Source organism: Arthrobacter crystallopoietes, assembly GCF_002849715.1.
Lineage (GTDB): Bacteria > Actinomycetota > Actinomycetes > Actinomycetales > Micrococcaceae > Crystallibacter > Crystallibacter crystallopoietes.
In genome coordinates this window covers 1,056,366-1,081,279 of the sequence record NZ_CP018863.1, presented here as the reverse complement: position 1 = coordinate 1,081,279, position 24,914 = coordinate 1,056,366, and the positions used below count along the sequence as shown (strand labels likewise).

General features: G+C 64.0%; 32 protein-coding genes and 1 tRNA gene. 18 read left to right on the top strand and 15 right to left on the bottom strand.

The genetic code is table 11. The features are described from left to right. Positions 1–50: 50 nt before the first annotated feature. Positions 51–896, top strand: a complete 846-nt coding sequence (locus AC20117_RS05215; protein WP_074700661.1) for an HpcH/HpaI aldolase/citrate lyase family protein — start codon at positions 51–53, stop codon at positions 894–896. 21 nt (positions 897–917) lie between these two features. Here the strand turns inward: AC20117_RS05215 and AC20117_RS05210 are convergent, their stop codons facing one another. Then, positions 918–1,778 carry an SDR family oxidoreductase gene (locus AC20117_RS05210; RefSeq protein ID WP_074700663.1) on the bottom strand — a complete coding sequence of 287 codons (861 nt, stop codon included), beginning with the start codon at positions 1,776–1,778 and terminating at the stop codon, positions 918–920. A gap of 88 nt (positions 1,779–1,866) precedes the next feature. Between AC20117_RS05210 and AC20117_RS05205 the strand changes: the two genes are divergently transcribed. The 4 genes from AC20117_RS05205 to AC20117_RS05190 all read left to right on the top strand — a co-directional run bounded on the left by AC20117_RS05205 (position 1,867) and on the right by AC20117_RS05190 (position 5,289). Continuing rightward, the gene (locus AC20117_RS05205; protein ID WP_236777449.1) at positions 1,867–2,673 is read left to right on the top strand and encodes an SGNH/GDSL hydrolase family protein; all 807 of its coding nucleotides are present in this window, start codon (positions 1,867–1,869) and stop codon (positions 2,671–2,673) included. 152 nt (positions 2,674–2,825) lie between these two features. After that, the gene (locus AC20117_RS05200) at positions 2,826–4,094 is read left to right on the top strand and encodes an MFS transporter (protein WP_074703206.1); all 1,269 of its coding nucleotides are present in this window, start codon (positions 2,826–2,828) and stop codon (positions 4,092–4,094) included. Positions 4,095–4,215: 121 nt separating this feature from the next. Further along, positions 4,216–4,782: a DedA family protein gene (locus tag AC20117_RS05195; protein WP_139186780.1), complete on the top strand. Its 567-nt coding sequence runs from the start codon at positions 4,216–4,218 to the stop codon at positions 4,780–4,782. 9 nt (positions 4,783–4,791) lie between these two features. Further along, positions 4,792–5,289 (top strand): DUF456 domain-containing protein, encoded by a 498-nt coding sequence (locus tag AC20117_RS05190; RefSeq protein WP_074700665.1) that lies wholly within the window; start codon positions 4,792–4,794, stop codon positions 5,287–5,289. A 43-nt stretch (positions 5,290–5,332) separates the two neighbouring features. Here the strand turns inward: AC20117_RS05190 and AC20117_RS05185 are convergent, their stop codons facing one another. Both AC20117_RS05185 and AC20117_RS05180 read right to left on the bottom strand, forming a co-directional pair. Further along, on the bottom strand, positions 5,333–5,803 hold the full coding sequence (locus AC20117_RS05185; protein WP_074700666.1) for an Lrp/AsnC family transcriptional regulator: 471 nt from the start codon (positions 5,801–5,803) through the stop codon (positions 5,333–5,335). Between the two features lie 276 nt (positions 5,804–6,079). After that, entirely contained in the window at positions 6,080–6,586 is a 507-nt protein-coding gene (locus AC20117_RS05180; protein WP_074700668.1) for a hypothetical protein, read from the bottom strand. A 156-nt stretch (positions 6,587–6,742) separates the two neighbouring features. On the opposite strand from AC20117_RS05180, the gene AC20117_RS05175 reads away from it, so the two are divergent. Continuing rightward, positions 6,743–6,815 (top strand) — tRNA-Ala (locus AC20117_RS05175). A gap of 249 nt (positions 6,816–7,064) precedes the next feature. On the opposite strand, the gene AC20117_RS05170 is transcribed toward AC20117_RS05175, so the two are convergent. Then, positions 7,065–7,418 carry a hypothetical protein gene (locus tag AC20117_RS05170; RefSeq protein WP_074700670.1) on the bottom strand — a complete coding sequence of 118 codons (354 nt, stop codon included), beginning with the start codon at positions 7,416–7,418 and terminating at the stop codon, positions 7,065–7,067. A 33-nt stretch (positions 7,419–7,451) separates the two neighbouring features. Further along, a complete protein-coding gene (locus AC20117_RS05165) occupies positions 7,452–7,706 on the bottom strand; it encodes a DUF2188 domain-containing protein (RefSeq protein WP_236777448.1) in 255 nt (84 codons plus the stop codon). Between the two features lie 321 nt (positions 7,707–8,027). Here AC20117_RS05165 and AC20117_RS05160 point away from each other — a divergent pair, with 321 nt between their 5' ends. Continuing rightward, positions 8,028–9,212, top strand: a complete 1,185-nt coding sequence (locus tag AC20117_RS05160) for an RtcB family protein (RefSeq protein WP_074700674.1) — start codon at positions 8,028–8,030, stop codon at positions 9,210–9,212. A 26-nt stretch (positions 9,213–9,238) separates the two neighbouring features. On the opposite strand, the gene AC20117_RS05155 is transcribed toward AC20117_RS05160, so the two are convergent. Beyond that, positions 9,239–9,439: a PGPGW domain-containing protein gene (locus tag AC20117_RS05155; protein WP_074700675.1), complete on the bottom strand. Its 201-nt coding sequence runs from the start codon at positions 9,437–9,439 to the stop codon at positions 9,239–9,241. A gap of 231 nt (positions 9,440–9,670) precedes the next feature. Between AC20117_RS05155 and AC20117_RS05150 the strand changes: the two genes are divergently transcribed. The 4 genes from AC20117_RS05150 to AC20117_RS05135 all read left to right on the top strand — a co-directional run bounded on the left by AC20117_RS05150 (position 9,671) and on the right by AC20117_RS05135 (position 11,527). Further along, on the top strand, positions 9,671–9,883 hold the full coding sequence (locus tag AC20117_RS05150) for a hypothetical protein (protein WP_074700676.1): 213 nt from the start codon (positions 9,671–9,673) through the stop codon (positions 9,881–9,883). 37 nt (positions 9,884–9,920) lie between these two features. Continuing rightward, positions 9,921–10,223 (top strand): hypothetical protein, encoded by a 303-nt coding sequence (locus AC20117_RS05145; RefSeq protein WP_139186781.1) that lies wholly within the window; start codon positions 9,921–9,923, stop codon positions 10,221–10,223. Between the two features lie 105 nt (positions 10,224–10,328). After that, on the top strand, positions 10,329–11,279 hold the full coding sequence (locus tag AC20117_RS05140; protein WP_074700680.1) for a diacylglycerol/lipid kinase family protein: 951 nt from the start codon (positions 10,329–10,331) through the stop codon (positions 11,277–11,279). A gap of 35 nt (positions 11,280–11,314) precedes the next feature. Then, positions 11,315–11,527 (top strand): hypothetical protein, encoded by a 213-nt coding sequence (locus AC20117_RS05135; RefSeq protein ID WP_074700682.1) that lies wholly within the window; start codon positions 11,315–11,317, stop codon positions 11,525–11,527. 7 nt (positions 11,528–11,534) lie between these two features. Here AC20117_RS05135 and AC20117_RS05130 read toward each other — a convergent pair whose 3' ends face one another. The 3 genes from AC20117_RS05130 to AC20117_RS05120 form a co-directional block, all read right to left on the bottom strand. Next, positions 11,535–12,326, bottom strand: coding sequence for an alpha/beta fold hydrolase (locus tag AC20117_RS05130; protein ID WP_158300433.1), 792 nt, complete (start codon positions 12,324–12,326; stop codon positions 11,535–11,537). Positions 12,327–12,736: 410 nt separating this feature from the next. After that, positions 12,737–13,213 (bottom strand): PGPGW domain-containing protein, encoded by a 477-nt coding sequence (locus tag AC20117_RS05125; protein WP_074700684.1) that lies wholly within the window; start codon positions 13,211–13,213, stop codon positions 12,737–12,739. Positions 13,214–13,446: 233 nt separating this feature from the next. Further along, positions 13,447–13,638, bottom strand: a complete 192-nt coding sequence (locus tag AC20117_RS05120; protein WP_236777447.1) for a hypothetical protein — start codon at positions 13,636–13,638, stop codon at positions 13,447–13,449. Between the two features lie 196 nt (positions 13,639–13,834). On the opposite strand from AC20117_RS05120, the gene AC20117_RS05115 reads away from it, so the two are divergent. From AC20117_RS05115 to AC20117_RS05105, 3 genes are all read left to right on the top strand, one after another. Continuing rightward, a complete protein-coding gene (locus tag AC20117_RS05115; protein WP_236777446.1) occupies positions 13,835–14,254 on the top strand; it encodes an ester cyclase in 420 nt (139 codons plus the stop codon). A gap of 384 nt (positions 14,255–14,638) precedes the next feature. After that, positions 14,639–15,106 carry a GatB/YqeY domain-containing protein gene (locus AC20117_RS05110; RefSeq protein ID WP_074700688.1) on the top strand — a complete coding sequence of 156 codons (468 nt, stop codon included), beginning with the start codon at positions 14,639–14,641 and terminating at the stop codon, positions 15,104–15,106. A 35-nt stretch (positions 15,107–15,141) separates the two neighbouring features. Then, on the top strand, positions 15,142–16,035 hold the full coding sequence (locus tag AC20117_RS05105) for a ribonuclease Z (protein WP_074700689.1): 894 nt from the start codon (positions 15,142–15,144) through the stop codon (positions 16,033–16,035). A gap of 210 nt (positions 16,036–16,245) precedes the next feature. On the opposite strand, the gene AC20117_RS05100 is transcribed toward AC20117_RS05105, so the two are convergent. Continuing rightward, positions 16,246–16,710, bottom strand: a complete 465-nt coding sequence (locus tag AC20117_RS05100; protein ID WP_101632541.1) for a hypothetical protein — start codon at positions 16,708–16,710, stop codon at positions 16,246–16,248. 401 nt (positions 16,711–17,111) lie between these two features. Beyond that, positions 17,112–17,621, bottom strand: a complete 510-nt coding sequence (locus AC20117_RS05095) for a DUF3830 family protein (RefSeq protein WP_101632540.1) — start codon at positions 17,619–17,621, stop codon at positions 17,112–17,114. Between the two features lie 127 nt (positions 17,622–17,748). On the opposite strand from AC20117_RS05095, the gene AC20117_RS05090 reads away from it, so the two are divergent. From AC20117_RS05090 to AC20117_RS05080, 3 genes are read left to right on the top strand one after another with little or no spacing between them, the layout of a single operon-like run. Then, complete coding sequence (locus AC20117_RS05090) at positions 17,749–18,513, top strand: maleate cis-trans isomerase family protein (protein ID WP_074700693.1); 765 nt, start codon at positions 17,749–17,751, stop codon at positions 18,511–18,513. A gap of 30 nt (positions 18,514–18,543) precedes the next feature. After that, positions 18,544–19,296, top strand: coding sequence for a maleate cis-trans isomerase family protein (locus tag AC20117_RS05085; protein ID WP_074703208.1), 753 nt, complete (start codon positions 18,544–18,546; stop codon positions 19,294–19,296). A gap of 5 nt (positions 19,297–19,301) precedes the next feature. Next, on the top strand, positions 19,302–20,738 hold the full coding sequence (locus AC20117_RS05080; protein ID WP_074700694.1) for an amidase: 1,437 nt from the start codon (positions 19,302–19,304) through the stop codon (positions 20,736–20,738). 35 nt (positions 20,739–20,773) lie between these two features. Here AC20117_RS05080 and AC20117_RS05075 read toward each other — a convergent pair whose 3' ends face one another. From AC20117_RS05075 to AC20117_RS05060, 4 genes are all read right to left on the bottom strand, one after another. Next, positions 20,774–21,655 carry a GntR family transcriptional regulator gene (locus AC20117_RS05075; protein ID WP_170837950.1) on the bottom strand — a complete coding sequence of 294 codons (882 nt, stop codon included), beginning with the start codon at positions 21,653–21,655 and terminating at the stop codon, positions 20,774–20,776. Between the two features lie 100 nt (positions 21,656–21,755). Continuing rightward, positions 21,756–22,442, bottom strand: a complete 687-nt coding sequence (locus AC20117_RS05070; RefSeq protein ID WP_074700696.1) for a PspA/IM30 family protein — start codon at positions 22,440–22,442, stop codon at positions 21,756–21,758. A 48-nt stretch (positions 22,443–22,490) separates the two neighbouring features. Beyond that, positions 22,491–23,096 carry a hypothetical protein gene (locus AC20117_RS05065; protein WP_139186783.1) on the bottom strand — a complete coding sequence of 202 codons (606 nt, stop codon included), beginning with the start codon at positions 23,094–23,096 and terminating at the stop codon, positions 22,491–22,493. A 142-nt stretch (positions 23,097–23,238) separates the two neighbouring features. Beyond that, entirely contained in the window at positions 23,239–23,445 is a 207-nt protein-coding gene (locus tag AC20117_RS05060) for a cold-shock protein (RefSeq protein WP_074700699.1), read from the bottom strand. A 314-nt stretch (positions 23,446–23,759) separates the two neighbouring features. Here AC20117_RS05060 and AC20117_RS05055 point away from each other — a divergent pair, with 314 nt between their 5' ends. After that, complete coding sequence (locus AC20117_RS05055) at positions 23,760–24,857, top strand: fatty acid desaturase family protein (RefSeq protein WP_074700701.1); 1,098 nt, start codon at positions 23,760–23,762, stop codon at positions 24,855–24,857. Positions 24,858–24,914: the final 57 nt, after the last annotated feature.

Below are 24,914 nucleotides of genomic sequence, written 5' to 3'. Positions count from 1 at the left end.
CTTCACTCAAGAAGTTAGCCCGTTGCGCCTGCGTTAAGTAGGCTCTAGGTATGCCCACGTTCAGAAACAGCCGCGCCGCAGCACTGCCTGCAAAACTTTCCCGTTCCTGGCTCCTCGCCTCGGCCGCCGATGAAGCCAATTTCGCTCCGGCGCTGGCGTCGGAAGCCGATTCGGTGATCTTCGACATGGAAGACGCGGTGCCTGCCCCGGGCAAGGCCGAAGCGCGCGAACGCGTGGTGGAAGCGCTGTCCACCGGCATGACGGCCTGGGTGCGCGTCAACGGCATCGACACCGAGTACTGGGCCGATGACCTGGCGGCGCTGTCCAAGGCGCCCGGGCTGCGCGGCGTCATGCTCGCGATGACCGAGCGGCCGGACCAGGTCACCCACACCGCCATGCGGCTGCAGGCCGGCACGCCGGTGCTCGCCCTCATCGAGTCGGCCATCGGCATCGAGAACGCCACGGACATTGCGCGCGCTCCGGGCACCTTCCGCCTCGCCTTCGGAGTGGGCGACTTCCGCAAGGACACCGGCACCAGCGACGATCCGATGGCTTTGGCCTATGCGCGCTCCCGGCTGGTCGTCGCCTCCCGCGTGGGCCAGCTGCCCGGCCCGATCGACGGACCCACCGTGGGTGCGCTGGGCGAAGAACTGCAGCAGGCCTGCAAGGTGACGGCGTCCATGGGCATGACCGGGAAGCTGTGCCTGCTGCTGGAAGCCGCGGACACCATCAACAAGTCGCTTTCGCCGAGCGAGTCCGAAATCCGCTGGGCCCACGAACTTCTGGACGCGCATGCCGCCGGGGCCGTGGTGGGCGACGGCTCCTACCTGCCGCGACTGGCCCGCGCCGAAAAGATCTCCTCGCTCGCGGACTCCTACGGACTCTGGAACGCGTAAGGCTCTCGGGGCGTCCGGGACTTACTGGGTCAGCAGGTCCCGGAGGCTGAGCGGCGGACGGCCGGTGAGCAGCTCGACGTCGTTGGTTGTCTTGTCCAGCTCGCCGTTGGCGATCGCCGTGTAGGTGCTCACCCAGGCATCCAGCTGCCAGTCCGGGGCGCCGTAGTGCGACCGGGAGGCGTACGCTTCTTCCACCGTTTCATTGAGGAACGACGTCGGCCGTCCCGTTGCGTCGGCGATGATGGCTGCCGCTTCGGTCAGGTTGATCGATTCCGGTCCCGTCAGCTCGTAGGCGAAGCCGGCGTGTGCCACGGGCTGCTGCAGGATCGCCGCCGCGGCGCGGGCAACATCCTCGCGGGCCACGAAGCCGGCCTTGCCGTCGCCGGCCGGGCCGCGGATGACGCCGTTCTCGTCGGCGAAGTGCGGCAGGATGTCGGCGTAGAAATTGTTCCGCAGCAGCGTGTGCTTGCGGCCCGTTTCCCGCAGTTTCTGCTCGGTGGCGTAGTGGGTCCGGGCCAAGGTGAAGGTGGCTTCCGGCCCGGCGCCGAAGAACGAGGTGTAGACGATGTGCTCCACGCCGGCCTCCACGGCGGCGTCGATGAACGTCGTGTGCTGCTCGAGTCGGTCCTCGGACTCGGACGCGGAGACCATGAAGAGCGTCTTGATGCCTTCCAAAGCACGGCGCGAGGCGTCTTTGTCGCCAAAGTCGGCCTGCGCCGTCGTCGTTCCTTGAAGTGTTGGAGCCTTGGCTTCGTTGCGCACGATCAGCCGTGCCGGCAGCCTCGCCTCGGAGAGCAGCCGGGCGACCATGCCGCCCAGCGAACCGGTGGCTCCGGTGATGGCGGTTTCGGCGGCGGACACGGGACTGGATTCAGCGCTCATGGGTACAGCATATTCCGCTCTGCCATGGGGTGCGGAAGTTCATCCGCTGTTTGACCGGCCGTTGCCGCACGCGGCTAGCGTGAGGCGGGTGGCAGGTCTATTTGTAGCGCTCGGGGACAGTTTCACGGAGGGCGTGGGGGACCGGAACGCCAAGTTCCCCAACGGCGTGCGCGGCTGGGCGGACCGGGTGGCCAAGCAGCTGGGCAAGCAGGACCCGGAGTTCCGCTACGCCAACCTTGCCGTGCGGAGCAAGCGGCTGCACCAGATCGTGGCGGACCAGATCGAGCCCGCCGTGGCGATGAAGCCGACGCTGGTTTCGTTTTATGCCGGCGGCAACGACATTCTGGAACTGCGCAAGGACATGGACGCCCTGCTGCAGCAGTACGAAAACGCCGTGGCGCGGCTGGCCTCCACCGGCGCGCAGCTGCTGCTGTTCACCGGGTTCGACGTGATGCTGCCGCCGGTGCTCGAGCCGATGCGGCGCCGCAACTGGCTGTACAACGAGGCGGTGCGCGGGATTGCCCGCCAGTACGATGCGCTGCTGGTGGACCACTGGGCGTTCGAGATCTACCAGGACCCGCGGATGTGGGACACCGACAAGCTGCATATGTCCCCGGTGGGCCACAAATACATGGCCGCGCAGGTGCTCTCGGCGCTGGGCGTGCGGCACACCCTCAAGCTCAAGCAACTGGAGCCGCTGGAGAGGGCCGGCTGGCGGGAACTGGCGCGGGCGGAACGGGCCTGGCTGCGGGACTGGGTGGTGCCGATGTTCGGGCGCAAGCTTAAGGGCGTCACGCTGGGGGACAACCTGCCGCCGCGCTGGCCGGAGCCGGTGCAGGTTTCGGTGGGGCTGAAGAAGCTGGCTAAACAATCCGGCCGGGCACCGGTCGGCTGACCCGCGGGGCCTAAACTGGTTGCATCATGAAGACTATGCGCAGATTCAAAACACCCTTCGTCTGGCTCGTCGTCGTGGCCATGGTGGCCACGATCGGGGCGGGCTTCATCACGCAGTTCGCCGGGCAGTAAGGGGCGCAGCGAGCGGTGGCAATCCAGGATCCGGGCGAGACCGGGCAGGCTTTTCCCACGGCCCCGGACATTTACAGCGAACCCACCCGTAAAGTCGGACCGGGCTGGATCACCGCCGTCCTGCTGACCAACCTCGGCATCAACGCGGTCCTCTTCGCCTCGCTGCAGGTGCTGCTGGCCCAGCAGTCGCAAAGTTTCGACGCCGCCAACAAGGAAGCCGTGCTGGCACTCGCCACAGGGTTCGGCGCGGCCGTGTCGCTGGTGGCCAACCCGATCGCCGGGGCGCTCAGCGACCGCACCACCTCGCGGCTGGGCCGCCGCGTCCCGTGGGTTCTGGGCGGGACCATCCTGGCCTTCGCCGCCCTGCTCATGCTCTCCGGGGCGCCGAACATCGCCGTCATGGTAATCGGCTGGTGCCTGGTCCAAGCCGGCTGCAACGGCGCCTACGCCGCGGTGACGGCGACGATTCCGGACAAGGTGCCCACGCTGCAGCGCGGGCAGGTGGGCGGTCTGGCCGCCATGGGCCAGACCGTGGGCATCGTCTTCGGGGTGGTGCTGGCCAACCTGGCCGGCGGCTTTGTCCTCGGCTACATCTACTGCGCGGTGTTCCTGGCCGCGAGCATCGTCGCGTTCCTGGTCAAGGGCCGGGACACGCCGCTGGATCCGGCGCTCCGGCCGCCGTTTGTGTGGGGCCGGTTCCTGAAGAGCTTCTACATCTCCCCGGCCAAGTACCCCGACTTCGGCTGGGCCTGGCTGACGCGGTTCCTGGTCAATCTGGGCAACAACCTTTTCACGCTTTACCTGTTTTTCTTCCTGCAGGACGCCGTAGGCCACACCGATCCGGCCGCCGGCGTGCTGATCCTGACGGGCATCTACGCAGTGATGGTGATGATTACCGCCGTCGTCGGCGGTCCATGGAGCGACCGGCTGGGCCGCCGAAAGCCGTTTGTGATCGCCTCCGCGGTGACCATTGCGACGGCGTCCCTCCTGGTGGCGTTCTGGCCCAGCTGGCCGATGGCGCTCGTAGCGGCGGCGGTGCTCGGCGCAGGTTTCGGCATGTTCCTGGCAGTCGACTTCGCCCTGCTGACCCAGGTGCTGCCCAGCGCGGCGGACCGGGGCAAGGACCTGGGCGTGATCAACGTGGCGAACTCACTGCCGCAGGTTTTTGCTCCGCTGGTGGCGGCCCCGGTGGTGCTGTATCTAGGCGGCTACACCGCGCTGTTTGTGCTCGCCGCGGTGGTGGGGCTGCTCGGGGCGGTGTTCGTGGTGAAGATCAAGGGCGTGCAGTAGGCGGGCAGTATCGGAATAATCCGGGTGGAACCGGCCGTTACGCCGTGTGGGGAGTGTACCCCCAGTGTTTCTACGGGCTGTAGAATTTAGGTGTTAGGACGGCAGCGGCGAAAGGAAGTTTGTGGATATTTTCCTCGACCTTCCGTTGGGCTGGGCGATTCTGGCACTGTTCTGCGTCGCCATGATGCGCGCCAACGCCACCTACTGGATCGGCCGCGGAATTGCCGCAGGCGGCCGCCATACGCGGTTCGAGCGGCAACTGAACGGCCCGGTCATGAAGCGCGCAGAGCGGTTCATGAACACGTTCGGACCCTTCGCGGTCACGCTGTGTTTCCTCACCGTCGGCATCCAGACCGCGGTGGTCAGCAGCGCCGGAATCGCGAGGATGCGCATGATCCGTTTCTTGCCCGCCGTCGTGCTGGGCAGTCTCCTCTGGGCCATCGTCTACGCGACCGTGGGGATGGCAGCGATCGCCGCCTGGGCGGCGCTGGTCCTCGCGTCCCCGGTCGCCGCCGTCGTTATTGTGGTGGTTCTGCTGGGCGTTCTGGGCTTCCTGATCTGGCGCAGGAACCGCGGCAAGCGGCAGAATCCGCAACCGGAAAAACTAACGACGGCGGGGCCCGCCGAGGGCGCGTCCGATCCGACATTCAGTGCGGCGCCACCGGACCACACGGACCGTTCCGCATAGGCTGGGGCTATGGAAGCCCAGATTATCGTCACGCTCGTTTGCGGCCTGCTCATCGCCGTCGGCGTTGCCGGAATTATTGTTCCCGTGCTGCCCGGTGCCATCACCATCGGCGTCAGCCTGCTCATCTGGGCGCTGGTCCTGCAGAATACGGTGGGCTGGGTGGTCTTCGGCCTGGGCGCGGTGCTGGTGGTTGCCGGCATGCTGGCCAGTGCCGTCCTGACCGGCAAACGGCTCAAGGGCCGCCAGATTCCCAACCGCTCCATTGTGGTCGGCGTGGTGGTTGGCCTGGTGGGCATGTTCGTCATCCCCGTGGTGGGACTGTTTGTCGGTTTTACGGTGGGCCTGCTGCTTAGCGAGTACCTGCGCCAGCGGGAACTCCGTCCCGCGCTGCACTCGAGTGCCGTTGCGTTGAAAGCGATGGGAATCGGCATCCTGATCGAGCTGGGCTGCGCCTTCGCGGCCGGCAGCATCTGGAGCATCGGCGTGATCCTGCACTTCTTCTTCTGACCCCGCCGGCCTTCCGCCCAGCGGCGGCTCACCCCATGGGGGCTTACTCTTCGTGGAGCAGCCCCGTGATGCGGTAGGGGATGACTTCCCGCAGGAACATCTGCGTGGACGTCCTGGTGATGCCCGGACACAGCCGGATTTCCTCGCTCACCCGGTACAGGTCATCCGGGCTTTTTGCCACCACCCGCAGCAGTAGGTCGGTATCCCCGGCCGGCGCGTGGCATTCGAGTACCTCCGGAATGTTCCGTAAGGCATCGATGGCATCGTTGAGCTTGCTTTGGTCCAGCTCAGCGCTGACCATGGCCGTGACTCCGCGACCGACGGCTTCGGGAAGGACACGGGCCGAGTTTGGTCGCAGCGTGCCGGCCGCGGCCAAGCGTTCCAGTCTGGAGTGGACCGTGCCGCGGGCCAGCCCGAGCTTCTGCGCGAGCAGCATGACGGGAATCCGGGGATCCTCGTCGAGCGCGAGGAGGATTTTGCGGTCCGTCTGATCAAGTTGCTGCAAAATGACCACTTCCTGTCCTGCCGCCCCTGCTTACTTTGATCAGTTTGATCAACTAATAAACCAACTATTGCACGGATTGCCCGAGCTCTGTTGAAATGGTTTCCAGAACGGGCCGCGCCACAAGCAAGTGCCCGTGAGGTGCAGGAGAAACGGCACAACCCGCCGTGAACCTGTCAGAGGAGCCCGCAAAGCACCGACCTTGTTGTTCACAGCTTTAGACCCCTGAATCCGCCGATCCTGGCTGATACAGGGGTCTTGCTGTTTAGCTGCACTGGACGGCAGGCGTCAGCCGGAGGCCTCCACCGGGGCATGGCTTCTAGGCTGGAAGAACCGGCGGTAACCAAGGAACAGCACAATGGCTAGTCCGATGGTTACCGTGATGAAGGTGAGCGTGGTGTCGCCGGACAGGAAGCCGCGGAAGATGCTGTAGATCAGGGTGAAGAGGCTGCCCAGCATCACGCCGTTGGCGAGAACCCTGTTCCGCTTCTCGAGCAGCAGACTGAGACCGAGCATGACCACCGACGCTGCCAGCGACACCGTGGTGACATTGCGGTTGTAGGCTTCGTTTTCCTCCATCCAAGCACGGTTCGCAATCTCGTATTCCCGCTGGGCCTCCTGCTGCTCGGCCAGCTCTTCATCCGTGGGCGCCGCATTCGTCGGGACGGACAATTCGATCGGGAATTCCGGCATCTCGGGCGGCGGATAAAAGGTGCGGACGCCGAGACCGACGAACAACGCAAGAATGACCCCCAGGAAGACCGTGTAAACGGCCTTAAGCACTTTGTCGTCCATGAGCAGATTTTAGGTCTGTTGCAGGTCGCCAGGGCGACTGCGCAAGAAGTGCTCCCGATTCGTTATTGCCGGCCCTGGCCGAGGGCGCGTAAAGGTTTTTGACGCCTCAGCTTGTTCCAAAGCCGCCAGCCGCCATATGATCGAACGCAGTGGCACGGGGCTTTAGCTCAGTTGGTAGAGCGTTTCGTTCGCAATGAAAAGGTCAGGGGTTCGATTCCCCTAAGCTCCACTATTGATGGGGATTTTCGTCCCTTCCTAAGGGCGATCCCACACTTTCCCCACACTTTGCCTCTTTGGGCAGTTTCTTAGGGTTCGAGCCGCTGGCCCATGCCGGATTTTTGGAGGCGTGACCAAGTTCCTCGCGCTCTGCTCCGCGCTGTTCCTGGTCTTTGGTGCTCAGGTGGAGCATTCAAGCCTGGTCAAAAGAAGAGCTTCCAAGGATCGTCGGTAGTTCCACGACCGATTGTCTGGGCCCGCATTATTCGGGGATGATGCTGCCGACGTCGGGGTACCGTGCGGCTTCCTCCCGGAGGGTGCTGCCGAATTCGCCGTTGTAGAGCGACTGGGTGAGGGCGAAGTGGAACCCTTCGGCGGCTTCAAGGTTATTGAGTTCGGCGATGATCCATCCGACGTCCGGATCCTGCTGCGCCCGCCAGTCCCAGATGACCGTCTGGAAGTCACCCAACTTCATGTAGGCGGTGACGACAACAATCGCCCCGATCCTGTTCATCTGGAGCAGGTGGCCGTCCCCGAGCAGGGTGTTCATGATGTACGCCTCGACTGAGGCATCGACCTTGTTGCCCTCGGCGCCGGCCGCGAAGAATTCCTGCATGGTGCTCTCCTCGAATGTCAGGGAGTTTTCACCCTAACCCGCGGAGAGGGCGGGTTCTGCCCCTGCCGCGCCGTGCGCCCGCCTGCTGGGGAGGCTTCGGCGTTCGCTGATTCGCCCTTCGGCATCCATGACGATGTGCTCGGCCCCAGTGTTCCTCGCGGCGGCACGGCCGAGGGCGATGGCCTGGTCCCTAGTGCCGCCTGACGCGAAGATTTGTTGGCTGTCCTGCCGTCGACTCTTCCAGATACCGTTTTCGCAGTACGTTTCGATGATTGGCTTGATTCCCACTCCCATCAGCTCCTTTCTTTGGTGATCCGTTCAATTCCAAGGTATCGAGGCTGCTCCCCCGGAGGTGGCGAAGGGCCAGGTTCACATCAAGCTAAGAGCCGCTGCTCAGCTTTTGCCCAGAATGGCCATGACTGGCAGCGCGAGGTGCACTGCATGCTTACGCACCGTATCCGGGTTCGATTCCCGAGGTGGTTGAACTGGGAGGCCTCCCGGAGTCGGTTCGATCCCGGCCTGTTCCCTCACGAAGAGTGCGGCATTAGGCCGTGCACCGAGATCCCCGACCGGTCATACTCGTGATGGGACAAACGAAAGAGGGAGACCATGTTCCCGGTAGTACTTAGGGGCACGAAGCACCCTGTCCACCTGTGGGCGAACGAGTACGAGGTCGAGCCGGCCGCACTCCAGCAGTTGCGCAACATCGCCACCCTGGACTGGGTCCACGGCGTTCGGGTTATGCCCGATGTCCACCTGGGCAAAGGGGCTACTGTCGGGTCCGTCGTCGCCATGAAGCAGGCAGTCTCTCCGTCGGCTGTCGGCGTGGACATCGGCTGCGGTGTCTCCGCGGTGAAGACTTCCCTGAGCGAGAGCGACTTGGACAACCTGCACGGCCTCCGCCTTGCCATCGAGGCCGCCATCCCCGTCGGCTTCAACGCCCACAAGCATGAGGTGAACCTCAGGCGTCTGGGTCTCGACCACGGCATGAAGACGTTCTGGGACGGGTTCAAGGACCTCCACGGCGGGGTCCAGAATCTCGAGTCCCGCGCCCACCACCAGCTCGGTACCCTCGGCGGCGGCAACCACTTCATCGAAGTCTGCGTCGATGAAGCAGGCGCCGTCTGGCTCACACTGCACTCCGGCTCCAGGAACATCGGCAAAGAGCTGGCGGAGCGGCACATCGAGATCGCCAAGGGCCTGAGCCACAACAAAGGCATTGTGGACAAGGACCTCGCCGTGTTCCTGGCTGGCACCCCGGAAATGGACGCGTACCGGCGCGACCTCTGGTGGGCCCAGGACTTCGCTGCCCGGTCCCGTTCGATCATGATGGCGCTGTTCAAGGAGCAGGTCCGCAAGCACTTCGGCTCGGCAAACGTTACCTTCGGTGAGGAAATCAACGTCCACCATAATTACGTTGCCGAAGAGATCATCGACGGCGAGACGATGCTGGTGACCCGGAAGGGTGCCATCCGGGCGGGCAAGGGCGACCTGGCCCTGATCCCGGGATCGATGGGCACCGGCTCCTACGTGGTCCGTGGCCGCGGCAACGACGCGTCCTTCCAGTCCGCCTCTCACGGGGCCGGCCGGAAGATGTCGCGCAACGCTGCCAAGCGCACCTACACGGTCGATGACCTGATCGCCCAGACCGCAGGCGTGGAATCCCGCAAGGACCAGGCGATCGTGGACGAGATCCCCGGCGCCTACAAGGATCTGCACAGCGTCATTGACGCACAGAAGGACCTGGTCGACGTCGTCCAGCACCTGCGCACCATCCTCTGCGTGAAGGGCTGACAGTAAGACATCGGGTAGATGCCGGACTAGCTGATCAAGACACCGTCGCCTAGATGCTTTGCCCAGACGTTGTGCACCGAGAGCACCACGAGTCCGCCGACGATGGCGAGCAGGCCCGGCCCCGGCAACACGAGCATCGCGACACCAACCAGGATGAGGGTCCAGCCGAGCACTTCGACGCCGGTCCGTCGCAGCCATAGCGGAATGGCATCGATCCTTCTCCCCATGGGGTAAATCCTCCCACGACAGTGCCGCCGGTACAGCTGCAGGTCCCAATTGGCTCGACGCCGGACAGCCCGTTGAAGGCCGTAACAGCTCACCAGGGCTTGATTGGCACGGTGGCGCGGAACGGTAATTGTGCCGCAAGCTGTGGCACAAATGGAACACGCTGCCGGCTCACAGGCTATTGTCCGCAGTTGGTCTAACACCTACGCTGAAGCCAAGGGACAGGAGCTCACATGGGATTCGCCATCGTCATGATCGTCCTCGTAGTGGCTGCCGTTGTCTGGCTGCTGCTTTCGACCCGTGCTGACCGCAAGGTGAAAAAGCACGTCCACCCCTGGCAGCGCTCTGGCTGGGCCGCTCCAGGAGCTTACACAGCCGGCACTTTCGGAGGCCATATTGACTCCGGCGGCAGTTCCGGCTGCGACTCCGGCGGCGGTGGCGCGTAAGCAGCTTCCCAGAAGCACTCATACAAGAAGGCCTGAAGTGGCTGCTATGCAACCTTCCGTCACCGCGATTCTCGCAGGTTCCCTGGGTAGCGCGTTCGCAGTCGCCGTTGTATCCATACTCGTCGCAGCCAAGCGTCAGAAGGCAGCGACCGACAAGGATCTGTACAACGGCCCTTTCAAGAGGAGCGACGGCGACGGGGCCGGCACGATGGCACCGCTCTTCCTGGTCACGGGCCAGGAATCAGTTCATCCTGACGGAACGTCGGACGGCTCGCCGCCGGATTCCGATTCAAGCGCAGCGGAGGCAGGCTCCGACGGCGGTGGTGGGGGAGGCGAGTAGGCGCCTCACGGGGCAGGCCACCAAGAACCCGCAGGCTATGTTCGGCCGGATGCTGCCGCGATAAGTAGGTTTGCACTAGCAGCGTCGACGACCGGGAATGAAATAATGGCAGCCCAGCATGTGCTGGCCATAGCGAATGCCTCTGCAGGCACCGCCGAGCCGGAGACGGTAGACGTTGCCGCCGACGTCCTGGGCTCAGCGGCTCGGGAGTCCGGCGGTACGTTCGAGCTGGTCCGCACCAGGGACCTCGATGAGTTGGACGCCGCGCTGCACCGGCTCAACGGACGCCTTCTGGTCTTGTTGGGCGGGGACGGATCCATCCATTCTGCCGTTCAGCGTCTCCATCGTGACGGGCAGCTGCAGCGCACCGGCCCAATCGGTATCATTCCGCTGGGCACCGGCAATGATCTGGCCCGCGCGCTGCGCATCCCCCTCGACCCTGCGCAGGCGGCTCGGACCATCATCGCCGGTCACGCACAAAAGATCGGACTGCTGGTCAGTAACGAGGCGACCGTTGCCGTCAACGCCGTGCATCTGGGCATCGGTGCGTCGGCGGCGAGCAAGGGCGCCTCCATGAAGAAGAGGCTGTCGAAGCTGCGGCTCGGGAAGCTGGGCTATGCGCTGGGCGCCCTTGCTGCCAGGGTTGGCCGGAACGGGTGGGCGTTGACTGCCCGGGTGGACGGGCAAGTCGTTCACAACGACTCCTCCAAAGTCCTCTTGGTTGCTCTTGGAGTAGGCTGCACCGTCGGCGGCGGTGCAGCCTTGATTCCGAAGGCGGATCCTTATGACCGCGAGGTTGATGTCGTCGTCTGGGAGTCGGTCAGGCTGCTTCCGCGCCTGGCCTATGCCTTGGGCCTGTCGGATGGAAGCCACGCCCGGCGGGACGACGTGCGCAGTGCACGTGGCCGCAGCGTCCGCGTCGACGCGACGGACGGCAACGCGTTCTACGTCAGCAACGACGGTGAGATAGGCGGCCCCTTCCTGCAACGAGAGTGGACGCTGGAGCCAGAGGCCTGGCAGGTCATTGTGCCCTCCATCGACGACAGCAGCGGATAGGCTGGAGCCTCCGGCTTGAACATACCTTTGCGGCCTTGTGGACACGGACAGCTTTTGCCTGCTGGCCGCTATTCAAGGCGCTGACCCGCACCGAGTTTGAACAGATCGGCCAGGACGTCGTGGAAGACCTGAAGGCTCAGGGGGTAGAGCTGTCCACGCTCGAGCTGGGCCAGCTGATGAAGCCGGTGGCGGTTGAGATCGCCGGCCGGTTCAACGGGAAAACGGGCAGCGACAGCGTGCGCGCCTGACTGGATGCTATGCCTGCCCGTCCAGAAACTCCAGCACGCCCGCTGCGAGACCGGGCGCACCAGTACCCACGTGGCCGCGCCTTTTGTATAGCACCAGACGTCCATTAGGTATTTGTTCCGCGGTGCTTTGAAACAGTGTCTCGCTATAGAACTTGTCGCGGCCCCCGCCCACCACCAGCACCGGAGAAACGATCTCGGAGAGCCTCGCCATGAGGTTGAACGCATCTTCGGCGTCGATTGTCGTCAACATGTCCTTGTCTGCGTCGCCAAAGAAAACAGGTCCTAGCAGCCACCCTGTGCCGGCAAGTACCTTGCTACTGGCCGGCCCGTTCCCCAGCATCGCCATCATTGCCGCCGCAGCCCGACGCGGCCGCCCTGCACGGATCTCGTCAGCTGCAAGGCGCTGGACCCGGCGGCCTGTACTGCTGAGCCGGCCGGCAGCAGAAAGGATAACGAGCCGCCGGACCACGTCCGGATGGTCGACGGCCAGTTGCAGGGCGACGCTGCCGCCGGTCGAGAAACCCAGGACATCGACCGGCTGCCCAAAAGATGTCCGCAGCGCCTCAGCATAGTCAGCAGCTATGTCCGCCATAGTGGCGTCCGGGTCCAGGCCGGGACGCCTGTTTGCCCACCACACTTCGCGTTTGGCCGCGAAAGGCTTGACTTCCTGCAGTTGGAACCTGCGGTCCTGGCCGTGCGGCAGCCGGTGAGTCGAAGTCAGCCCCGGCAGGAAGACCAACGGCAGACCGGATCCGAGCCGCATCCACGGCATCCCGCTGGCCCATGTTCCATCAGCCACGTGTTGCATACCCACCACTTGCTCCCTCCACAAGTCCGACAAAAACCTCTCACATCAGGCTTACCTAGGGACCCAGGAGTTGTCGAGGACCGTTGGAACGTGTACGGGCAACGGTAGGAAGCTATATTCCGTGGACTAGCACTAATTACAGTGGCCGCCGAACCGGACATGGAACAAGGGCGCTTTCAGGAGTCCGTCGACGACGAGTTTCCGCGCCCCGGGTCGGCGGGCCGGACCGTGCCGCCATCGTTCGTTACTGAGGTGTTTTGGCAACGGCAATCATGATTTTGCCGGAGCAGGGGTATGTGGCTACGGCCAAGCAGGAGCCGGAGCGTCAGGTGCCCGGACGGGCGGAGTAGATCCGGAATCCGGTGATGCCTGAGATGTCACCTATTGAACAGGGCGTAGGCCTATGGGTTTGACCCGCCGCGGGGTGACGAGGAACGGGGCCGGCGGAACCTGCGAAAGCAGTAGAGAAGGATGAGCAGTGCTATCAGGCCGGTGGAGATCAAGGCAAGCCCGACGCCCCATCCTCCGGGAAGCCACCACTGCTCACCGAACACCCACCAGTCCGGCACGGACGGTTGGACAGTCCATAGGACGCCTGAAGCAACAACCATCAGCCCGCCCATGGCACCAGCCAGGATGCGAGGCCACGTCTGCACTTCCGCAATGGCTATCCTGATCGCACGGGTCCTGACCCTGCCAAGCAGATTCTTTGCCCAGACATTGTGTAGCGACAGCACTGCCAGGCCGCTCACGATTCCGAGCAGGCCCGGGCCCGGCAATACGAGCATCGCGACACCAATAAGGATGAAGGTCCAGCCGAGCACTTCGACGCCGGTCCGCCGCAGCCAAAGTGGGATGACATCGATCCTTCTCCCCATGGGGAAATCCTCCCATGGCTGCGTCGTCTGCAGAGCGGAAGACTCCGAATCGGCCCTGAGAAGATGTCCTCCGCCTGGTTTGCTCACCTAGGGCTCAATCCTGTACTAGAGGAGGCTGAGACAGCCGACATCGGCCAGGATGTGCCGCCTATTCGAAGCGTTCAACGTCCCACTCGAGGACTCGCGGTTCTGCAAGACCTTCGGTGACGAATGGATCGTTGGCGAAGAAACGTTCAGCGTCCTCTTGCGAAGCAGATTCCCATCGAGGCACCGGCAGGATCAGCGGTCTGGAACGGGCCAAGAGCAATGAGCCCTCCGCCTTCGGCACGGAAAGCCTCATAGTAGGTCTTGTGACGGGGGAACGTCTCCATGATGCGCGAGTGATCGACGCCGTCACGAAGGCTGTACATCACGACGTATTCCATGGACGCGATCCTACCTGTCCCTTTGGGAGCACAGAACCCTTTCGGGCAGGAGGCGCCCCATTGACCTGCCCTGATCCCGGGCGTGTACTAGAAATGAACAGGTGCCCTCGTAAAAAGGCACCACGCCAGCGAATGGCCCGAGCACATGTAGGGCGACTGATGAAGCGAGGAAGCCATGAGTGAGGCGCGGGAGATCATGGACCAGATGACCGCGGCGATGGCATCGAAGGATTTGGCGGCGTTGGCTGCTTGCTACGCCGAGGACGCGGTGGCCGTTACACCTGATCAAGGCGAACTCAGAGGACGGGACGCCATCCGCAGCTACATGTCGCAGCTGACAGAGGCGTTTCCGGACGCCGTCTACGGGTCTCTTGAAAGGAACGAGGTTGGAAGCGTTGCAATTGACGAGGGATATTTTATCGGGACCCACACCGGCCAAATGCATACGCCCTCCGGTGGGATTGTGCCGCCGACGGGTCGGCAGCTCAGGCTCAGAAGTTGTGATGTTGCCCGAGCAGAAGACGGCCTGATAACTTCCCACCACTTCTACTGGGACCAACTGGATTTCATGATGCAGCTGGGACTTCTGCCGGAGCCTGATCCCGGAACCCTCTAGGTCACGTCGACAGGGATAGCCGCTGTCGTGATGCAAGCCACCTAGCGGATATTGCCGTTCTCCCCTTAAAACGTTTCTCCTGTGCAAATAATGGGGAGTACAAACAGAATGGAGGAAGCAACATGCGTGGAAGCAATCTTATTTGGACCATCGTAGGCGTCCTGGCAGCCATTGCCTTGATCATCTGGATCGTTTCGGCGGTTTAGGACATCTCCTCCGAGCAGTTAGAAGAAGCCCCGGTCGCATTCGGCCGGGGCTTCTTCGCTCGCCACCACTTTGGGCGGTCTGCAGTCAGCTGTTCCGGAAGGCATGCCGTGAATCCTCGGCGCGAGGAGGACTTATTGTGGAGGCAGGATATGTTCGGCTATCGAATCGAGGAACACTATGGCCACGCTCAAAGAACAACTCCAGGCTGACGTCGTCGTACATATGAAGGCGGGCAACAAGGTTGCTTTGACCACCGTGCGCAACATTCTGGGGGAAATCGCCACGCGCGAGAAGTCAGGCAAGACGCCGATGGAACTGGACGATGTCCAAGTGACAGCCCTCCTGCAGAAGGAAGCGGCCAAGCGACGCGACACTGCGAACACCTACACGGAGGCAGGTCAGGAGAGCCGCGCTGCCGCCGAAATTGCCGAAGCGGAGATCATCGAGGCCTACCTGCCGGAGCCGCTCACGGCAACGGACGTGGAGGCCATCGTGGACGAGGTCATAGCCGGGCTCAAGGCCGACGGCGCAGAACTCTCGATGCGGCAGATGGGCGTGGTCATGAAGCCGGTCACTGCCAAGGTAGCCGGCCGCTTTGACGGCAAAGCCGTCAGCGAGATCGTCCGCACCCGTCTCGCACAGTAGCCCGTGCGCCACCGATAAGTGGCACACTCTGTTCCATGCGTGAATTCGTTGTCCTCGGTACCGGTTCGCAGGTCCCTTCGCGGACCCGCAACCATAACGGGTATCTGCTGCGCTGGGACGGCGAGGGACTCCTCTTCGATCCAGGGGAGGGTACGCAACGACAGATGATTTATGCAGGCGTTTCCGCTGGGCAGATCACGCGCATCTGCCTTACCCATCTTCACGGCGACCACTGCTATGGCCTGCCCGGCGTGCTGTCGCGCATGGCGCTGGACGGCGTCGCGCATCCGGTGCATCTGCACTATCCGGCTTCGGGCGAGGAAATAGTGAAAGCGCTGGTGTCCGTTTCGTCCCCGGGAATCGATCTGCGATTGCATCCGCACGCGGAGGCTGGGCCGATCGCACCGGGGCTAGAGGTGCGGCCGTTGCAGCACCGCATCGAAACCTACGGCTATCGGCTTGTCGAACCTGATGGCCTGACCTTCCTGCCGGAGAGGCTCGCTGAAGCCGGCATTTCAGGGCCCGATGTCGGACGTCTCCAGCGCGAGGGGAAGCTGCGCGGCGTGAACTTGGAGGACGTAAGTGTCCCGCGGCCTGGCCAGCGCTTCGCATTCGTGATGGATACGGCTCCTTGTGCGGGTGCTGAGGAACTGGCCGACGGCGCCGACATGCTGGTGGCCGAGTCCACGTTTGACGACGACGACGCCGAACTGGCCGCCCAGTACCGTCACCTCACGGCTGGACAAGCAGGTGCTCTAGCGGCCGCCGGCGGGGTTGGTCTCCTGGTGCTGACCCACTTTTCGTCGCGCTACGTCGATGTTGGCCCGCTGGCGGAACAGGCTCGGGCGCAGGCGGGTGGAGCAGTCGTCCAAGCCGCGAATGACTTTGACCGGATCGCCTTCCCCAAGCGCCGGCGGCAATCTGCGTAGAGGTTTTTCCAAGCCTCGTATACGAAAGTAGCTAGTGGTCAGAGACCCCAGATGGTCAAAGGCCCCGGACCCCGGCCGCTCGCCCCAGCTGCCGGGGTCCGGCTATTTCCGCAGGCAGCGGAGCCCGAAGGAGGAGGACCGGGACAGCCCGGCCCTCCACGCACAGCCTGACGCCGTGCTTCTTTTTGATCCTATTAGTGTTTGATCCTATTAGTGCTTGCCGTCGCGATCACGGTTACAAATGCGGACCGAGTCGTCGCTGCGTACCCAGCCTTCTTCTTCACTGTGGGTGAAGGCCACGTAGCGGCCACAACGCAGGTCGCGGAACCTGACGGTGAAGTCTTCCTCATCGTCGTCGAGCCGTACGCGTTCCTTCTCCACGAAATGCCCGTTGCGGAAAAGGTAGACGGTGACCCGCTGGTCGTCTTCGTAGTTCTCGCCGGTGACCTTGACGGCCCTGTTCCGGATCCTTTCGATATCTAGTTCAGCGTCGTCATTGTCGCCGTCGTCCCAGTCACGCCCGTTGTCGTCGTCCCAGTCACGCCGATTGTCGTCGTCCCAGTCACGCCGATTGTCGTCGTCGTCGTGCGGCCCATCGGCAACGGTGGCGGCGGATCCGGTGTCTGCGCTGGCTGGTGCTGCAAATCCCAGTCCTGCGAGGAGTCCAAGCAACATGCCTGTGATTAGAGTAAACAGGCGCCAAGTTACTGACTTTTTCATGATGACTTTTTACTTCCTGGTTTTTGCCGGGCACAGCGAACCCCTCGGGCGTTCGCCTCGTTTCCCTAAAAACGGCACAGGCCCCCGGCCGCGCATCCTCGCGTGCCGTTTCGTATTGTGCGAAAACCGCTCGCGGCATCACCCGGACCGGTTCGTTGTCGTGCACAGTTCCAGTTTGCTTCAACTGGTGAAGCCCTCCCCAAAGAGCTTGCCCCTACACCGTGCTTCTGCGGTGTGTCTGTAACACTAGGCCTGCGATAACGTGCCAACAACCCCCAAATTGGGTATTTACTTCAGCTGCTGGGGCGCCAGCCTTGGCCGGACACACTCCCGCAGATTGGGTAGCTGTTCAAGCCTCAGCTGGCGGGCTCGTGGCGCGAGAACGTCAGGGTCTCTCCGCGCGCTCCGTCCATCCAGATGCTCTGGCAGGCAGCGGCCATTTCTTCGAGCCCTTCGACCACGGTCCCGAAGACGTTTCCCGGCACCCACCCCTGGTCCCCGTTGATCAGCAGGTTGTTGCGGCCGTAGAACAACGCCAGGTCGATAATGGCTTCCGGCGTCTGGACCCGGTCGTCGTCCTTGTAGCCGTACGCGGGGGTGTGGAGGATGTCCGCGTTGAAGGTGAAGTAGCACAGGTCGCCGGGGATCGGGGTGATGGTGGTATTTTCCGGCCCGGGTTCCTGCGGTGCGAACGCTGGCAGCAGGTTGTAGATCTCGTTGCGCGCGTACTTGCCGTGGAAGACCTGGCCGGACTGTGGCAGCGCATCCCAGACCGCCGCTGCCGTCCGTGGAGCCTCCTCGTCAAGCAGCTTGGCAATGCAGGAGACCTGCCGCTGTTCCAGCGAAACCTTGATAAACCGCGCCACCTGATTCTCCTTGCTCGAGCAGAAAAAATACACAAAAAAATTTCCTCGAATTCTTAATGCGAGCATAACCGATCATGCCCTACGATTGTCAACAATCAACCATCACAAGGAGCGTTCGGAGGGCGGAATGACTTCTATTGCGAGCTATGCAGCCGTCATCCCGGCAGGTCCGCTGGTGCTGAACAAAATCGGCGTTGTCGCCCCTTATGACATGGCCTTGGATCACGAGATGGCGCGCTGGGCCGAAGGGCGCGCCGACCTCTATTTCGCCCGCTCGCCCTTCGAGCCTGTCCTGGTCGGCGTCGAACAGGCCGAGCTTGTGAGCCGGCCGGACATCGTTGCCGACACGGCCTGGCGGATCAGTGCCGTATCACCGGATTGTTATATCTATGCCTGCACCTCCGGCAGCTTTATCCATGGCCTGCAGGGTGAACGGGAATTCGTCTCCGCCGTGCAGGGCTACGGCGTGCCCAATGTCCTCACCGTTTCCGGCGCCATCCTCAAGGCCCTGGCGGCACTCGATCTGCACAGCATCGCCGTCGCCACGCCCTACACAGCACCCGTCACCGAACGCTTCGTGAAATATCTGAATGAGGGCGGGATAGACGTCCGGCACGTCTCGATGCTCGGGCTCTCGGGCGAGATCTGGAAGGTGCCCTACTCCTACACCGCCGAATTGATTGTTTCCGCGGACCGGCCGGATGCCGAGGCGATCGTGGTGGCCTGCACCAATCTTCCGACCTACCACTTGATCGAGCCGCTGGAGCGCCTGCTCGGCAAGCCCATCATCACGGCCAACCAGGCAGTCATGTGGGCCGCCCTCCACCATCTTGGCCTGGCGCCGGTGGGACCGGGCCAGCGGCTCCTGACCGTCTACCCCACCGAACCGTAAAACTCGACTGAAAGAAAGCAGGTGCAGAACATGAACCGAGTGCCCACCATTGGACTGCTCTACCCCGGAGTCGGAGCCGAGGACGACTTCCCCCGGCTGGAACAACGCCTTGCCGGCCAGCTGCGGTTGCCGGTGGTCACCACGGCCGGCGGCGACGTGCTCCATACGGTGGACACCCTCCTGAGCGTGGGCAGTTCGGCCAACCTGCTCGACGGCGCGCGCCGGGCCGCGGCCTACCAGCCCGATGCGGTGATGTGGGCCTGCACCTCCGGCTCCTTCGTGTACGGCTGGGATGGCGCGCAGGAGCAGGCCCGACGGATCGGCGAAGACCTGGGCCTGCCGGCATCCTCGACCTCGCTGGCCTTCGCGCACGCGGTCAAGCACCTCGGGCTGTCCAGGGTGGCCATAGCCGCCAGCTACCCCGAAGACCTGGCCCGGCACTTCCGGCGCTTCCTCGCGGACGCAAGCATCGACGTCGTTCATCTGGGCAGCAGCGGGATAGCGACGGCGGGGGAGGTGGGCCTGATGGGCTTGGACGACATCGCCCGCATGGCCGCGGCCGCCGACCGTCCCGAAGCGGAGGCGGTCCTGATTCCGGACACCGCCATGCACTCGCTGGTCTGGCTCGACGAACTCGAGGACGCCGTCGGCAAGCCCGTGCTCACAGCCAACCAGGTCACCGTCTGGGAGGGGCTGCGCATCGCCGGCCTGCTGCGCAATTTCAGCGGACTGGGCAGCCTGTTCCGCTCCACCGAAGCCATCCGAATTCCGGCAGGAAGCTGATCACCATGACCGCTGAAACAACGACGACGGCGCTCGCCGACTTCTCCGCGACAGAACTGCTTCAGGGGTACAAGGCCGGTGAGCTTTCGCCGGTCGAGGCCACCGAGGCGAGCATGGCGCGCATCGAAGAGCACAACGCCGAGTTCAACGCGTTCTGCCTGGTCGCGGAGGATGAGGCGCTGGCCGCGGCGCGGGAATCGGAGCAGCGCTGGGCCGCGGGCAAGCCGGCCGGAGCGCTGGATGGCGTGCCGACCTCGATCAAGGACCTGCTGTTGACCAAGGGCTGGCCGACGCTGCGCGGCTCGAGGCTGATCAGCCCGGATCAGGAGTGGAACGAGGACGCCCCGGTGGTCGCCGCCATGCGCGCCGCCGGCGCCGTGTTTGTCGGCAAGACCACCACGCCGGAATTCGGCTGGAAAGGCGTGACGGACAATCCGCTGACGGGCAACACCGGCAATCCGTGGGATGCGTCGAAGACCTGCGGCGGTTCGTCCGGCGGCTCGGCAACCGCCGTCGCGCTGGGGATGGGCGCGCTGTCCGTGGGGACCGACGGCGGGGGCTCGGTGCGCATTCCGGCGTCGTTCTCCGGGATTGTGGGTATGAAGCCGACCTACGGCACCATTCCGCTGTACCCGCCGACCCCGTACGGCACGCTGGCGCACGCCGGGCCGATGACGAGGACGGTTGAGGACAACGCCTTGCTGCTGGACGTGCTCGCGGCCTCCGATCCTCGGGACTGGTCTGCCCTGGCGCCGCCGCGGCAGTCCTTCACCGAGGGGCTGCACGACGGTATCAACGGGCTGCGGATCGCCTTCAGCCCTGACCTGGGTTTCGCCACCGTTGATTCGGAGGTGGCGCGGTTGGTGGCCCGGGCCGTGGACCTGCTGGCCACGCTCGGGGCGGAGGTCGAGACCGCGGATCCGGGCATCCAAGATCCCATCAACGAGTACCACGCGCTGTGGTTTGCCGGCGCCGGCAAGGTCATCCGCGCCTACGACGAGGCGCGCTGGGGCGAGCTGGACCCGGGGCTGCTGGAGGTCTGCCGGCAGGGCCATGCGGTGACCGTGGACCAGTACCTGGACGCCAACGCTGTCCGGGCGAAGCTGGGCCAGCGGCTGGGCGCCTTCCACGAGCAGTATGACCTGTTGGTCACGCCCACCATGCCGATTCCGGCGTTCGACGTCGGCTGTGAAGTTCCGCCGGGATCCGGCCTGAAGCGCTGGGCCCAGTGGTCCCCGTTTACGTACCCGTTCAACATGACCCAACAGCCGGCCATCAGTGTGCCGTGCGGTCTGACCGCCTCAGGACTGCCGGTGGGGCTGCAGCTTGTGGGTCCGCGGCACGCCGACGCGCTGGTGCTGCGGGCTGCCGCGGCATATGAGCAGGCACGCGGGGAATTCGGGCGGCCGCCGGTGCTCGCGGCAGGGGAGCGGCGGGAGTAGACCAGGCCGCGGAACGTTCAGCCGCCTTGGGCGGATCAGCCGGCGTACTGTTCAGCCGGCGGGGTGTTCAGGCCGCTGGCCGGCGCCGGGACTGTTTCGGCGTCGGGCTTGGAAACGGCGTCCGGCTTGGCCGCCGCTCCGGCCGGTGTCTTCCCATCGCGACCAGGCGTCTGGCCGTCGGACGAAGGCGGTCCGGTGCCGGTGTCGGAAGTTGCCGCGTCTGCTTCCTGCAGCCGCAGCATTTCCTCCATGGACTCGGTGAGGTCAACCGTCGCCGTTTCCATGTGGTTCACGATGGCGGCATGCAGGCCCCCGGCATCCTTGGCAACGAGCAGGTCGATCATCTGCTGGTGCTCTTCGACGAGCATGTCGATCCGGCGGTAGGAAATCCTGACGTGGACCATGCAGATCCGGGATTCGGCCGCCAGGGTGACGAACATGCGTGATAGACGCGAATTACCTGAGGCGGCCACGAGCGTTTCGTGGAACTTCAGGTCCAGTTCGGCGACCTTGCTCCAGTCCCGCGCAGCCACGGCATCCGGCAGTTTCCGGACCAAAGTGGTCAGCTTTCGTGCGGCCTGCTTGACGGCTTTGTCGCCGGCCCCGATGATTTCGGAAGCGGCCGCTGTTTCCACGGCACGCCGGGCAACGTAGATCTCGTGGACGTCCTTCGGCGTCAGCTCCAGGACGAAGACGCCGCGGTTCCGGTGGCCCACCAGCAGGCCTTCCTGGCTCAAACGCTGGAGTGCTTCGCGCACAGGCCCGCGGGACACCTTGAGCTTAGCGGCGATGGCAGCCTCGGTGACCTGCTCGCCCAGTTCAAAGGAGCCATTGATGATGCGGTTCCGCAGCCGGTTGGCGATCAGCACAGCGGTGGGACGCTCCTCCAACGCCGCCAGATCGTCAAGTCCAGGCATGTTGGAAGCCCTCCGTCGATTGTTGACCATTCGCCACTGTCATCACGACCATTCTAGGTCGTCAGGCTTGGCGAATGTGGATTGTCAACAATCAAAACGGCTACTGGCCGGGATTCCGGCGCTCCTTGAGCTGCCTGAGCTCCTCTTCCGCGCCCAGCCTGGTCTCCAGTTCCTCAAAGGCCTGCAGGACCTGCGGCGAGTTCGGGTCCGACCATGCCAGTTCTTCGTAGGCCGCGGCTTGGGCCTGCATCCGGCGGGCCTCCTGCTCCGCTTCGCGTGCGGCGGCGTTTGCCGCGGCGGCCCGCTGGCCGGCCGCGCTCAGGGTTTCGCGCATCCCGAGGGCGGCCTGCGCCGCGTTGTGGTCTGCCTTGAGGGACTGATAGCGCAATCTGGAGTCTTCGATCCCGTGCTCCAGCCGCATGAGGGTCTGTTCTAGCCCGCGCACCTGGACGTCCAGTTGCTGGCGCTGTGCCGTCAGGGTTTCCAGCCGCTTGCCCACGGTGATGCTGCGCTGCAGAGCCTGCCGCGCGCCGTCGTCGTTCCCTGCCTGCACCGCTTCTTCCGCGGAGCGGTTGAGTGCAGCCACCTCGGCGGCGGCCTGCTCGGCCAGCAGTTCCACGCGCCGGCGGTTCGCGGCGACGTCCGCTACGCTGCGGCGGGCCTGGTCCAGCAGGTCCAGCTGCTGCTGGTGGGCGCCATCGAGGGAGCTGATCGGGTTCTCGGGCTCCTGGCTGGCGGCCGACCGTTTGGCCCGGATGATGCGGGAAAGGCGTCGTCCGATCGACATGGCAGGATCCTTACCGGTGAGAGGAGCGGGGCAGTGTCACGGCCGTGCTCAGGGGAGCTGCCGCGAGCCGTAAGCCGTGTTCCAGGTCCGCAGGGCATCCACTTCCATCGCCAGATGCGTACTGACACGCTCGATCTGGGAGGTGCTGACGGTATGTCCGTTCTGCAGCAGTGACTGGCGCAGCTCCGCGGACAATCCGGAAAGCCGTTCGACCTGCCCGGCGAGCCCCGGGACCAGGGTCTTGCGCAGTTGCGGATTCGGTTCGCGCTGTGCCAGGTGCAACTGTTCGTCCAAGGCACGTTCCGCGCGGGCAAGGTTGGCGGCTACCGCCGGCAGATCGCCCAGCGGCCGGCCCTGGGCATCGGCGGCAGCCAGCGAGCGGACAGTTGCCTCGGAGGAGCGCTCCAACTGCATTCTCAGCCGCGCCAGTTTGCGTCCGGCATCGTCCGCGGCGACCGACCGGACGGCCATGCTGCCCTTCCGCACCCCGCGCTGCACCACGCCGGAACGACGGATCCGGCGCACCACCAGCCAGCACGTGACGGCGAATGCCAGACCCATGGCAACTACCACGGCGCCGCCAATCAGCAGGATCTGCGGCACTACCTCGGTCACAAATTCGGTGGCACTGGGGTCAACGGTGGTTAGGAGCATAACAACCATTCTGCCCTCCCGGGTCTGCTTCTTGCTAGTGGAGCGTCCCGGGGAGCGGGGAGCGAAAAACGGAGCCGGTCTCTTCGTGAGAAGAAACCGGCTCCGTTTGGAAATCAGTGTGCGGCGTTAGCCGCAGCCACCTTTAGAGGGCGCGGATGTTCGCAGCCTGCAGGCCCTTGGGGCCCTGGGTGGTCTCGAACTCGACCTTCTGCTCTTCGCGCAGTTCGCGGTAGCCACCATTGGCTTCGATAGCCGAGTAGTGAGCGAAAACGTCGGCAGAGCCGTCGTCCGGAGCGATGAAGCCGAAGCCCTTTTCGGAATTAAACCATTTCACAGTTCCTGTTGCCATTTTTGTACTCCTCTAGAGCCTTGAATGAGATCCCGCTTTTCGGGACCCCTCGCAGCGGTGTTCTTTACGGCCGTTCAGAGAAGCACAAGTTACTCCGGCGGAGGAACCTGTTGCTCAAAATCAAATGCGCAACACAACAACTACGGGGATAACTGTACAGGATGTTTGGGAGGGCCAATTACCACTGCTGCTGCCACTGCTTCGTAAGCGTTCAGCCGCCGTCCAGATTCGGCGGTTACACTGAAACGTATCTGCAGGGCACACGCCCGTTTATCACACGGCTGGGAAGTCGGACTCAATCCCCCGAAGGCCGTATGAGCATCACAGCGTCACCGCGCAATACCCGCACCACCCGCGGAACGGCTGCCTCGAGCAGCTATTCAAATTTGATCAAGACCATCCGCGAAGCCGGCCTGCTGCGCCGTCGTACTTCTTTTTACATCACCCTCTTCGTCGCCCTTTGCCTGGGGCTGGCCGGCGCCGCCACGGGCTTCGTGCTTTTGGGCGACAGCTGGTTCCAGCTGATCATCGCCGGCGTGCTGGGCGTCCTGTTCACGCAGCTGGCGTTCATCGCGCACGAGGCCTCGCACCGACAGGTGTTCGAATCGGGCCCGGCGAATGACCGTGCCGGCCGCGTGCTGGCCAACGTCTTTGTCGGCATCAGCTACCAGTGGTGGATGAACAAGCACAACCGCCACCACGCCAACCCCAACACCTTGGGCAAGGACCCGGACATCGAGCAGGACACCATTTCGTTCCTGCCGGAACAGGTCGCCGAGCGCAAGGGTTTCATGGCCTGGTTGACCCGCCGCCAGGGCTACCTGTTCTTCCCGCTGCTCACGCTCGAGGGCCTGAACCTGCACGCCACGTCCATCCGGTACCTGTTCTCGCGCGAGACTGTCAAGGGCCGCAAACGCGAGCTGGGCATGGTCTTCGCCCGGCTGGCCCTGTACATCGCGGCCATCTTCTACTTCCTGCCGCTCGGCATGGCCTTCGCCTTCATCGGCGTGCAGCTGGCCGTCTTCGGCGTCTACATGGGTGCCTCCTTCGCGCCGAACCACAAGGGCATGCCGCTGATCCCGAAGGATTCCAAGGTGGACTTCCTCAGCCGCCAAGTCCTGACCAGCCGCAACATCACCGGCCGCACCCGGCTGGGCAACCGCTTTGTCAACGGCCTCATGGGCGGGCTGAACTACCAGGTTGAGCACCACCTCTTCCCGAACATGCCGCGACCCAACCTGGCCCACGCCAGCGAGATCGTCCGTGAGTACTGCGCCACGCACAAGATCCCCTACACCGAGACCACATTGCCGCAGTCGTACGGCATCGTGATCAACTACCTCAACAAGGTAGGCCTGTCCGCGCGGGATCCGTTCGACTGCCCGATGGTCAACACCTACCGCCCTCGGTAAACCCCAGACCTCAAACAACGACGGCGGTGCCTGGCTGGCGCCGCCGTTTCGGCTTAA